Raw genomic sequence first — 11748 nt, 5'->3', positions numbered from 1 at the left:
TATAATTCAGTATGTCCAGCTGTGATGTTGGCACCTGAAACAAATAGGGAGATTTCAACATGGCACGCAAGGGAGAACCCGATCTTAGCATGCTCTATGCATCCGTGGCAGTCGGCGGTACCGTAATCGCATCAGGTCTCACTAACCTGGCACATGGTATCCGGGAAGCCCGTTGGGAGCGTACGGAAAACAGAATTCTGGCGCAGAATGAGCAGCGTTTGGCGGAATTGAAGACCAACCTTGTTCAATTGACGGCCCAGGTGCAGATGTTTCTTGACCGCCTCGATGATCGTCGTCGGAACATTTATTCTGGTTCAACTGAGATTGCGGCATTTGAGGCTCAGCTTGGATTTGAGATTCACTTTGAGACTTACCGTAATGTCAGTGACGGTTTTAAGCGTGCTGAACTGCTGCGTGGTCTGGCTATCCGTATTCGGGACAAGATTGATGAGCTGGATGACCAGGCTGATGCAGAAGTGCTTGCTTTGCTCAATGCTATTGACGTCTGATTATATTTGACCGCCAGCGTGTTTCATCGGCGGTTTTTTAATGATTTGATTTATGCATAAGCGCGAATAATGCTGTATTTGTTTTTGATAAAAAAGGAGATTTAAATGTCAACAAAAACAAAAAGAGAATACCCATTTTTCAGTGCCGTACTCGACCTCATAGCAATTCACTCAAAGAAGGTGAGTTTAGCTGCGGCTGTGATAACCTCTGCCGTAATTAGCCTATATTATGGTCATGCTCCACACCAATTCCTGTTTGCGGGATCGGATGTAATAATATCTATGCTGATTGGAGATCTTGGTGCGGCTCTGTGTTTTTATGCACTTATTCATATTGTGGATTTCTGCAGGCAAATTTCAATAGACTCTGGTTTGGAGAACCTCTCTCTAAGGAAAAGTGTTTCAGCTCTGTTGATTTTGTATTTTGCTGAGCTGTTTAGACCAGAGGATGGTGTCGTTCAAACCTTTATAGAATATGGTGTAAATCCAAACTTTGCGTGGTCGTATTTCGGTGCAGGTATTGCTATATTGTCAGCGCTTCTAATTTACACATATGTCGATGACAAGATTAAAGAAGCAACTGGTGGCTGATTATTTCGTATTAGCTTACAAAACAGGGCGGGAAACCGCCCTTTTTTATTGATTTCATTTTACCCCATCGCCATCCTCAAGGCAGGAGCACTGCGCTCCTTTCTCAACTTTCTTTCCTCCTCCAATCGATCCTTAAGGCGTCTCGCTTTCGGATTGGATCGGACTTCTTCAGCAATTGCTTCGACCATTGACGGTTCTTGTGGTGCTGCTCTATCAGACTTGAGTATGCCGCTCTTTCTGGCTTGTAGCTCGGACACGCCTTTATAGACGACTGCGAGGGCATCATTTGGTTTCATCGTGGCCAGCTGATCCAGCTTCGCCTGGTTCAATGTCGACAGCCAGATTTTGTGATCCATGGAAAGCTGTGACAGGTCAACTTGCTTTCGATTTTCAGGCTTGGCCTTCGCGTATTCTAATATTTTAGCTACCGTGGCGACAGGTACCAACTGTGCCATTTGCGCCATCGACGGCTCATTCTTAAGCTCATTCATCGGTGAGGCATCGGATTCAGCTACAGATGATGCTGGTTTCGGCATTGCAGCCGAATGCGGATTGCCGACTGGGCCGATGCCGAAGACGCTCAGTACCCTGTTCACCATTTTCAAAACAGCGGCCATCATCTTCATGAGCCATTTCGGTATCGCCAGCAGCCAATTCTGCTTTCCCGCCGATATAGCATTGGCAGACGTGGAATTCTTCATCGTTTGCTGGGGTATCTGTATCGGTTTCTTCTTTGCATTATTCATATGTGTATCTCCTTCTGTTGATGACTTCAGGATAAGAAGAATACTAGCAAGAAACAAATAGTTGCGACTTGCGGCCGATAGACATACCATTAATGCATAACCGTTTATTTGCTTAAAGGAGTATATATGGAAAGCGAAAACAGGAATCCCAAAGGACTAAAAATTGAATACCGCTCTCAAATCGATGAGTTGCTGATAGAGAGTTACGATATCGACTATTTAAAGGCCTCGGGGTCGAAAATTGAACACGTGGATGGCCAGTATTTTGTGACACTGACTGTAGATGTCACGCATCCGCAGTTGCCTGAACTGGTCTCAAGCGATGATTTCATCGTGGCGTCGTTTGAGGAGGATGCGTTCGAAGATCACCTGACGGCGATTAAGGCTATTGCTATTGATGCGTGGAGTAAGCTGAGAGAGGAAGCTAAGACACAGGCTGAAACCGATTTCGCGAGCCTTGAAGCTGAATTTCAGGGGCAGGGCATCGAGTTTGAGCGTGATGCTGACGGCGATATTGTTGTCGATTTCTCTGATACGAGTATCGGATTCGAGAAGGGCAGTGCCTCGCTTCCATCGTCCAAAGAGACGGCCTTCGATATCGAAGAGGCTCGCCAGATTGCTCGCAAGAAAATTGAAGAGAGAACAAGGCTGGCATCTGTCGTTGGAAGTACACCGGATGACCGACCGTTTGATGTGATTTCGGATGGTACTTACAATGATATTAGCCGCAACCTTGTCGCCACCGATGTGGGTGCCTCGCATGCAGGCGTTAACATACTGAATGAGCCGAGAACGTTCCAATTTGATAAGCACGGCTTGTTCCTCGTCGCATGGGATGGTCGGATCGTTCGGGATTGCATCCCCGCTGAATCATCCAAACATTTGTCGGAGGTGAAAGCGTATTACAGCGACTACGGTATCGTGATTTTTAAAGACGACCGCGATGGTTATTGGGTAGGCGTTCACACCAATCATCTACCTGCTGACCATGAGCGGTGGAAAACGGCATCAAACGCGCAATGGGTAGTTTCCATTCGTGATGCTGATAAGACGGCTGAGGATCTGAAGCGACGGCTTACTCGTCCAACATCCAGACAGGCCGTCACCCAGCCATCAGCTACCGGGGCAGTCGCATCGTGACTGAGGTTGCCTTTGAAGTCACCAAACACGCGGTCTCGATAGACAATATCAAGGCGCAATTTCGTTTCATGAAGGTCGATACCCTCGATCATCGCGGCATGTTTCTTGGGAAAATCGGCAATCAATACATCGACGATAGCGCTCAGGAACTTTTGCGGGCAGACGGTGTCTGGGTTTTGGGAGATTGCGCTGCCATAAAGATCGACATCGATGTCGACGGTCGACCGCACCCAGTCTTCCCTAACCACGATAGTCTGACCACGCGCGCATTCAAAGAAGATTTCTTTAGCGCAAATGTGGTCACGATCTGTGCTGAGGCCGCTGTCCGCCATATACAGATGGAAACCAAACGTTTTCCTCAAATTGTCCGCCAGCTCGAAAAGTTGAATTTCAGCATCACAAAGCTGGAGGTGGGTGGTTATCGCATTGCAAGCATGGACAGCGATCTTGGATATGTCACAATTTCAAATTGTCACCCAAAGACGGTTTCCGACGCGATAGACGGCATCACAGAGCAGTTTGCGCAGGCTTTTCAACATTATTACGACAAAACCCATTATACTGTTCTAGATGCCGCTGCTTTTAAAAAAGTGACCTCGGAATTGGCACCTGCAGGACTCCTGAATTTGAAAAGCACGAAATCCGTCGAGGTGTATTCGATATCGCGTCATGCCATCAGGGTGTCGATCAATAAGCAGATGGCAAGATTAGTGGCATCAATCGGCGATAGAGCGGTTGATATCGTTCTGAAGGACAGCGACGAGCACCTGCGCGCATTAAAGAGCGACCTCGCTGAGAAAGGCCTGTTTCTGCGTGTGGAAAGCGGTACATATAGCCTGCATCGGTTTTCGGATCAGAAGGCCGTTGCCAATGGGCTCAAATCACCGACCGAAATCACGAAATCGATTGTTGCATATGAGCGAGTGCAATCGGATGTAGCGGCCTACAGTGCTGCATAGAAGTCTGTCGGCGGATATCTCAGGTGCCAATACAAGTTTTATTGGCCAACCAAAAGGTTGACCGACATCGATTTTACTAAGTGAATTTATTACAATTGGAAATATTCGACTTCAAGGCTTTTCACTGAGTAAGTCTCTCCTCATAATTATTCATAATCGCAACAAATAGAGTTGCCTTATCGTTTCAGGAGATACTTATGATTACCATATTCGATACCAGTAAAAGCAATCCTTCGCTTCACAAGATGCATTTCCCGGTTTCCATGCTGGATAATAGAATTGTTCAGACGCTTAAAAATAATGACACCGAAGGATATGCAAAGTTCGTCACGCATAGAGGTGAAGAGCGGGTAGAAATGATCTTGCTCGACAAAGGCAATGGAGCTTTTGGCATCCGCAGATACGCTGACCCCGCAAATTCGCAAGGTTTCAAAACTCCAGAGGTCAAGGATGCCCTGCTGAATCTGATCGACACCAATCGTGCTGATTTGAAAACTGCGCTTGATCCGGACAATGACAGAAACAGGGCAAAAGACGCCCCTCAATCCTCCTCTCAATATGACCCATTGGGTGTCGCTCATTTCACTGCTGAGCTACTCAAAGATCAGGAATTCCGGGGCGAGGCGACCTTCGCTCACTATGATGAGACCAGAGATACTTATCTTGTCGGGGTGATGGGCAAATTCGACCAGATGCCTGAAAGCATACGCGCCGAATTAATAGCGTCTAATACGCTGATTCAATCAGATCAGGGTGTCGATACACTATACTATGACGCTGACAAAATTGGCGGGATGGACAACATTTCCCGCATACACGACTACCAGCTTAGCGCGGAAGCTAATGGTTATCTCAATGATATCAGCCGTGTGAACGCCAGTATGGTGGCCGACAGTATCGAAAGTGAGAAAACCTCATTCGATCAGCAGATGTCGATTGAAAACACGCCTGATGAGTATCTGAGGCCGGATCATGACGATCACGAATATTCCATGGTCGAGCCGTCCCCTTTGGAGCGGCTTGAGGAGCTCCGCTATGAGATTGAGGCAGAAGAAATCGTAGAAGCTGAGTATCACGATATGTCTGTCGAAGAGTACCGTACGGTTTACCGCGATGGAGTCTCACTATTTGATGAAAATTTATTGATGAATGGCATCTCACCGGAAGAGTACTGGCGTGAGAATTCCAACGATAGCAGCAGTTTCGTTGCTACAGAACTGCCGGACACAGACAACGCTGTAAACATCACCATGCCGACGCCAACCCATGTTTTGGCAGACGCTTCATCCGAGGCTCTGGATGAGCTGCACGACACACGAATTCTGAAAGATAATCAGGATGGCACGACCACGCTTCAGGTCGAGGTATCTGACAAGGGGAAGATTATCGAGCCATACGATGTGGAATCCACCTTTCAGAATAAGCTCGGCAATGAGGCGCTTTCTGTCGTCGATCAGATCCATGCTGAATACAAGGATGGTATCCAGAATTCGGTGACGAATTTTCACAAAGAGCAGGCAGCGCAATCGGATGCCGTCAGCCAGACGCGTGTTGAAAATCATCTCCATTTTTTGAAACAGGACACCATGAATTCAAAGGGCTGGATCAAACTTGATGTGCCCGAGGAGGTCGCCAGCCAGTATGATGAGCGGTACCTGCGTGACAATGGCGTCAATGTATCTGATGGCAAGATGGCAATGCTCGTTTCTCTGGATGACAACGGGCGTCCAAGTTTGAATTCACGTGCTATCGAAAAAGGTTCGTTCGCCGAAGCATTCGAGCAGGACATGTATGCTGTAAACGAGAAAACCATCATGTCTCAGGCGGCTGCCATCCACGAGCAGAAAGAGGCCTCCAAATTTGAGCGTATGCAGAATTCGCTTGGACGAGAAGGCTACGACCTAACCAGAAATGATAGCGGGAAATACGTCCTGACGGCCAAAGAGGAACATTATCAACGCCCAGACGGTGTGAAGAGCTTTATGGCAACACCGGGAAATCTGAAGCTTGAAAACCGCGAATTCCAGAACATGAGTTCGGTGATCACTGCAGCGAAAAATGTACAGACGCAGCGTGCTGAAGATCAGAAATCCGTTCACGAGCAGCTTGGCGTCAAAAGTTTTGTCGTCATCGACCAGAAGAAGCTGGAAAACGCCACTGAGGTACTGAAGAAGAATCCGAACCGAGTGGTGGAGACGACGTCTGTCACTGGCGATAATGTGAAACTGGCCTACAACAAATCGCAGTTTGAACTTGTTGCAAAAAGCGGAGGTCAATCAGTAACCCCAGTTGGAGACAACAGCAGGCAATATCTCGCAGAGGTAAAGTCTGCGCTATCTGAGAAGGGTGTATATTGCCGTCAGGACAAGCATGGTTCATATGAGGTCGGACATGTGAATGAAGACAAGCCTCGGTATTCGGAGAAATCCGTCGCCCTTGCTGCTAAATCTGCATATCACATGACGCAGCAGGTCGATGCCGAGAGAGAATTACAAGCGGCGGCTGCAAGACAGACTTCCACACAAGCAACATCGACGACGTCTTACTGAAATAATATTGATAGTGGATTGAACAGGGCGGGTTATCTCGCTCTTTTTCTCGTCGGCTATTGTGACTTTCATGATCCAATCTTACCATATGCATAACCGTAAAAATACGTGATTGTTTAAAGGAGTAATCATGAAGGCAATTAATAAATTGTCTGGTGCCGCAACGAAGGCGTCAGGCATTATGAGAGATAAGCTAAAAGACAAGTTTCAGAAACCAAGTGTTGATGAAAATGAGGTCGTCGATCATCTGGAAGAAGATAGGAAACTCCGCGAGGAGTTGCTTGCGAGGACTGAAAAGGAAGCCGTCGAGGCACTCGTAAACAAAATCATTCCAAGTGGATACGAGTTCTTCAAAGGGTATGAACGGCTGATTGATATGCTCGTGTCTCGCGGACACATGCAGTTCCAGAAGCTGACAAATTGGGCTCGTTTTGAAAATGGCAAGCAGCCTGCACGCCTTATGGCGACGGCTTTGTTGGTCGCAGCTGGTCTCCCGGCCTTATATTTTGCCTCCCCCGTTATTTCATCGGCCGCCCTGTCGTTTCCACGCGTTATCTTCACCGCACCCTCCACGTTGGTATCGAGCCTTGTTGGTAGCGACGATGAAATTGCGGATGTTGATGACGAAAATTTCTTCGAAGATGAGGCTATAACAGGGACAGATTCAGCGTCCCGCACAAAACCATTCGACCTCCAGGCGTGGGTCATCAGCCATATCGTCGACTACGATACGGGTGCAACGCTTCCGGATGGGCAGGTCGGCCATATACGTTGGAGATTTGCCCAAGATACGCCTTTAAAATCCGGTTTCGCTGCTAATGCGGAGGGCTTCGACACCTTCGCTGAAAAGGCGTTGTCTCTTCAGGGAATTGTCGCCGACAATTCTGAAAAAGTATCGAAACTCAACGAACGCCTCTCCAAAATCCAGTCTGCTGAGAACAGCGGTCGGGAAAACTCTACTGAAATCTGGAACGCCTGGCTCGACGCCAAAAGCCTGACGCTGGACCTCGAAGATGTCGGCCTGCCTATTGTGTCAGTATCTGATTTCTGGAAATCCGATGCCAATGTTGAAACCATGAAGACAGGTGTTATTGCAAAGTCGAACACAGATGGAAACATCATTGCCGCCGCATATGTCGATGGGACTCCGAGTATCAATATCATCGGCTCCGATGGCTGTCAGAATGTCTTCGGTCGAGCGCTTGCTGATGAATGCAAGACAATCAAAAAGGACGCCTCTGAGCCGCCTGTGATCTTGCAGCAGATGTATGGAGTCGTTGATGCTGGCGGCGCTCAGGAAAACAATTCGGTAGCCCAGATGACGGTGCCAGACCGTTGGTATCTGAATCTGCCTACACTTGATCCAGGCAAAGCGACATTGACGCCTGAAGAATTCAACGCGATGACGAAATTCGTGGCGAGGAATGTGTCGCCCTCGACGAGTTACTGGGAGAAATATCGAGGTGCTCTGGATACCGTCACATGGACTCTCGCATCCGAATTGCAGGCATTGCCAGTTTTCGCGCCTCTAAAGGGTTTCTGGAATACTCCTGAAGTCATTGATGCTATGACTTCAAGCGGCGTTGTTTCGAAGCTTTCTGATAAGAGATTTCTGATAGCGGCATCAGTTGATGGAAAGCCCGCTGCTCGCGTTTTGAATGCCTCAGACAATAGCTGTGTGACGGTATTTGGAGAGGCCCAGGATGGCTGCAATTATGGCGACGTGTCACAAGTTGTTGCAGGCCTTAAGCAGACCTTTGCGACTACCAATGAGAAGCCAGTTTTCAGCGATCTTACTTTCTATTCCAAGGTCCCGTTCCATGGCCCGTCAGCTTTCAAAAATGCCAATGATTATGTCAACTTCTTCAATACGGTTCTGACCGACTTTCAGCGTTACGGCGGCCAGACACGTGATGAAGTCTCTAAGTGGAAGAACGGCGCATTCGTCACGCGCCCGGATACTTTCCTGAATAATCCGAAAGCCATCGAAGCTCTTTCGCAAAAGGGCGTCTATATCGCTCCTGAGAATTCAAAAAACCAGTTTCTGCTGGCGGCCTATGTCGATGGCAAATTGCAGTTGGATGTCGTTAGCCTTGGAAATCGTCTCAGCTGCCAAACCATTGTTGGTCAGCAGTACGTCAGCGAGTGCAAGCAGGGCGATTTTGGTGCTCAATCCGAATTAATCAAGTCACTGTTTTAAAAGGAGAAATATTACAATGACAATTATCGATCACGATATCAATGAACCCTTACACAAGAAACCGTCTCGTTTCAGGAAGACGCTCGATTATTTCCTCGGCCTCCATCAAGAGAAGGTGTCCGATCAGAATAATAAGCGTCTCGAAAAGTTCTACACGCATGTCGATCAGGTCGCTGCTCGAACCCTTGTTAATCAGTCCGATGACGGTAAGAAAACGATCCGTGCGCCAGAGGATTACTTATTGAACGGCGAACTTGAAAAGTATGCGCAAGCGCGTTTTGGCGATACCGCCCCCTATTTGTGGCTCAATCTGCCGATTAATGCTCTTTCAGTGCCTGTTGTGAACGGTCGCCTTCCGGATGTTAATCGTAGTGCGCCTGGTGAACTGGGCTTCAAGGATTTTCATATCGAAGACGAACAATTACTGTTCGAAGCTGCTGATCGTGCTGGGCGTCAGGCTTGGAAGAAAATGTTCGCCACGACGTCCTCCATTGCCATCATCATGTCGGTCGCAGTGATCTCCAAAAATTTCAGCTGGCCGTCATATACAGAAATTCAATATGGGATGTATTTGGACCCGATTACGAGAGTCATCGGGGAAGCGTTTAACTTTACCGCTTTTCTAGTCAAACTGGCAATGGAAGGCGGTCATGCTGCCATTTCAGGCCTCATCACAGCCGTTGGAGGCATCGGTGTTGCGGTTTTGACATCGAATCTTGCTCAGAAGATCGCGTTTACAAATACGATCAATGAAATGCTGCCGCGCATTAAACGCGACTTGACGGAAAAATACTCGCAACCGACCAGGCAGGGTCGTTATCTCTATAAGAACGACACCGTCAATTATCTCAATCAGATCGAGAATTATACTCGCATGGCTTACCAGCTGGTAGGTCGTCTCAAAAATCAGCCTTTTGTTGGTATTGGCAAATCAACTGGACGTCTGGAGGAACGTGGAAAACCATTTGCTCCACGTGCTGGCGTCATCGTTGGACCTGACTTTGAAGGACTCCGACAGCATATGCTGGTGATGGGCTTCACTGGCTCCCGCAAGACCACGCTCGCTATACAGCCTATTAGTATTGCTTTCCTTCAGGCTGCGCAGAAAACTGGTCAGAAGGCGGGTATTATCGTTTTTGACGGCAAGGGCATTTTGGCGACAGCCATTCGCGCGGCGATGCCGAAAGACCTTCGAGGTACCTACATCACATATTCGACCCAGGATGGAGGGGTAGGACTCGATCTTCTGAAGCATCTGACGCCGCCGCAGATTGGTCAGGTTTTTATCGGTCAGGCTTTCAAGAGAGCGGGCGGCAAAGACGGTGGAAAATGGATCAACGGTGCGGGGTCCAACGTTCAGCAAGCTGCTGAAATCCTTAGATATGCCGCTGCCAATCCCGAGTTTCTAAAGGAAATCTGGGGTGCACGTGAGTACACCTACTACTCCTTGCTTGGAATTCTGGCTTTAGCAACCGAAGACCTGCTGCGTGATACCGTTGTCCGCCGCATTCTGGAAGTTGCGCAGCAAGACCCAACTGTTTTCCCATCCGATGTGATTGAGTCCGCTCGCGGGCTTGAGAAACTTGGCTCGCTCGCACCTGAAACAAAGACGTCTTATACATCCAATATTCAGGACGTCATTGGTATCATTGCTGGTACGGGCAATCTGGCAAGACGTTTCGCATCCGGTGAAATTAAAGGGGAAACCTTTCAGTCTATTGACTGTATTTTCAACGGCGGCATGGTCGGCGTCGCAATTTCGCCAGCTGATGAGCAAGAGGGCGGTCTCCTGATTGCCAATCTCATCAAAACCATTGTCTATACAATGGCTCAGCAGCGTGACTCAGCTTCTTCCCGCGCTCGCGAAGAACTTCTTCGTATCGATGACTACGTAAATGGAATGTTCGGCGAACTGCAGGAAACCTGCAAGAAACTGACCCAAGTCAAGAACTACCTGCGGAAGCCAGAAACTCGCGATCAAGCAAATACACTTATGAATTCGATTTATCCCGCAAGTGACATCACAGGTGACTGGGATAGTCTTAAGTTGAATATGTTCGAATACATAGTCGAAGAGAAGATAACCGGAGTGAATATCGATAGTGCAAGATATACAAAGGAAATCCGTCGTCACGGCCGCGAATTGATGAAGGCGCGGAAGGTAGAGCAAGAACTTCGCGATCAGTATTTATCTGAAGGGAAAGACCCCACTTCCATAGAAAAAGCTACGACGCCACATATCGATGCATTGATCAAAACACGTGATCAGACGCAGGAAAGCTCGCTATTATGTGTGATTGATGAATTCCATGCTTATGCAACAAGTGAAGGCGGTATAACTGCTGATACTTTCTTCCTGTCGATTGCGCGTTCAACTGGTACAACGGTATTCGCAGCTGTTCAGACTATAGATGCCCTGACTCATGCAATTGGTGAAACGGCAACAAATACTCTGCTGTCGAACTTCGTCAATAAGCTGTTCTTCAAGACCAACAACGAGGCCAGCAAGAAATATGCCCAAGAACAGAGTGGTATGGGCATCTATGACCGCATGTGGGTTCCAAATGCGTGGTCAACTTTCCCTGCACTTATAAACGAACTGGGTATTTCGAAACCAAAGTTAATGTTTAATCGTTTCAAGCGGGGATTATTCGGTTCGCTAAATCTCAAAGGCGGAATTGTTTCGAATAACAGTATTGCGACACCTTTCCGTGATTTTGATCTTGGATATCGCGATCAGGTTGACGCTGCTCAACATGAGGACAACGAGGCAGGGGCTCAGAACGAGACGCATAATCGTAATGTTTCGCGAATGGACTACATCGAGAAGGCGGATAAGGAATTCACTGAGAAGCCTTATATGACGGCCGATGAGATTGGTAATCTGGCGCAGAACCATGCCTTCGCGATTTGGCTTCGTGGTGGTCGAGTTATGATGGAAGAACTCGATATGACTATGCACTCGTCATAAGCCATACTTTGTCGGCGCATTGAATACTTGTCTATTGCGCCGATAACTTCAAGTATTCATAATTGCATAAAGCCGCAGATATT

At 47.8% G+C, this 11748-nt stretch carries 8 protein-coding genes; 7 read left to right on the top strand and 1 reads right to left on the bottom strand.

Going from position 1 to position 11748, the window contains the following annotated elements:
• Window positions 1-59: 59 nt before the first annotated feature.
• Together F9K94_RS21340 and F9K94_RS21335 are read left to right on the top strand one after the other, a co-directional pair.
• Complete coding sequence (locus F9K94_RS21340; protein WP_151648337.1) at window positions 60-509, top strand: hypothetical protein; 450 nt, start codon at window positions 60-62, stop codon at window positions 507-509.
• 105 nt (window positions 510-614) lie between these two features.
• Entirely contained in the window at window positions 615-1100 is a 486-nt protein-coding gene (locus tag F9K94_RS21335) for a hypothetical protein (protein ID WP_151648335.1), read from the top strand.
• Between the two features lie 59 nt (window positions 1101-1159).
• On the opposite strand, the gene F9K94_RS21330 is transcribed toward F9K94_RS21335, so the two are convergent.
• Window positions 1160-1846: a hypothetical protein gene (locus F9K94_RS21330; RefSeq protein ID WP_151648333.1), complete on the bottom strand. Its 687-nt coding sequence runs from the start codon at window positions 1844-1846 to the stop codon at window positions 1160-1162.
• Window positions 1847-1972: 126 nt separating this feature from the next.
• Here F9K94_RS21330 and F9K94_RS21325 point away from each other — a divergent pair, with 126 nt between their 5' ends.
• The 5 genes from F9K94_RS21325 to F9K94_RS21305 all read left to right on the top strand — a co-directional run bounded on the left by F9K94_RS21325 (window position 1973) and on the right by F9K94_RS21305 (window position 11665).
• Entirely contained in the window at window positions 1973-2986 is a 1014-nt protein-coding gene (locus tag F9K94_RS21325; RefSeq protein WP_151648331.1) for a hypothetical protein, read from the top strand.
• Entirely contained in the window at window positions 2983-3945 is a 963-nt protein-coding gene (locus F9K94_RS21320; RefSeq protein ID WP_151648329.1) for a hypothetical protein, read from the top strand. The genes F9K94_RS21325 and F9K94_RS21320 overlap by 4 nt, the downstream gene beginning before the upstream one ends.
• A gap of 197 nt (window positions 3946-4142) precedes the next feature.
• Window positions 4143-6494, top strand: coding sequence for a hypothetical protein (locus F9K94_RS21315; protein ID WP_151648327.1), 2352 nt, complete (start codon window positions 4143-4145; stop codon window positions 6492-6494).
• A 130-nt stretch (window positions 6495-6624) separates the two neighbouring features.
• A complete protein-coding gene (locus tag F9K94_RS21310) occupies window positions 6625-8694 on the top strand; it encodes a hypothetical protein (RefSeq protein WP_151648325.1) in 2070 nt (689 codons plus the stop codon).
• 16 nt (window positions 8695-8710) lie between these two features.
• Window positions 8711-11665 (top strand): type IV secretion system DNA-binding domain-containing protein, encoded by a 2955-nt coding sequence (locus F9K94_RS21305; protein WP_151648323.1) that lies wholly within the window; start codon window positions 8711-8713, stop codon window positions 11663-11665.
• Window positions 11666-11748 lie beyond the last annotated feature (83 nt).

The organism is Brucella tritici (genome assembly GCF_008932285.1).
Taxonomy (GTDB): domain Bacteria; phylum Pseudomonadota; class Alphaproteobacteria; order Rhizobiales; family Rhizobiaceae; genus Brucella; species Brucella tritici.
Note: the sequence above shows the minus strand (reverse complement) of the source record. Positions and strands in the feature narration are given on the sequence as shown.

Coding starts and splice junctions, on each gene's coding strand:
- F9K94_RS21340 (WP_151648337.1), top strand. CDS start 60: ATGGCACGCAAGGGAGAACCCGATCTTAGCATGCTCTATGCATCCGTG.
- F9K94_RS21335 (WP_151648335.1), top strand. CDS start 615: ATGTCAACAAAAACAAAAAGAGAATACCCATTTTTCAGTGCCGTACTC.
- F9K94_RS21330 (WP_151648333.1), bottom strand. CDS start 1,846: ATGAATAATGCAAAGAAGAAACCGATACAGATACCCCAGCAAACGATG.
- F9K94_RS21325 (WP_151648331.1), top strand. CDS start 1,973: ATGGAAAGCGAAAACAGGAATCCCAAAGGACTAAAAATTGAATACCGC.
- F9K94_RS21315 (WP_151648327.1), top strand. CDS start 4,143: ATGATTACCATATTCGATACCAGTAAAAGCAATCCTTCGCTTCACAAG.
- F9K94_RS21310 (WP_151648325.1), top strand. CDS start 6,625: ATGAAGGCAATTAATAAATTGTCTGGTGCCGCAACGAAGGCGTCAGGC.
- F9K94_RS21305 (WP_151648323.1), top strand. CDS start 8,711: ATGACAATTATCGATCACGATATCAATGAACCCTTACACAAGAAACCG.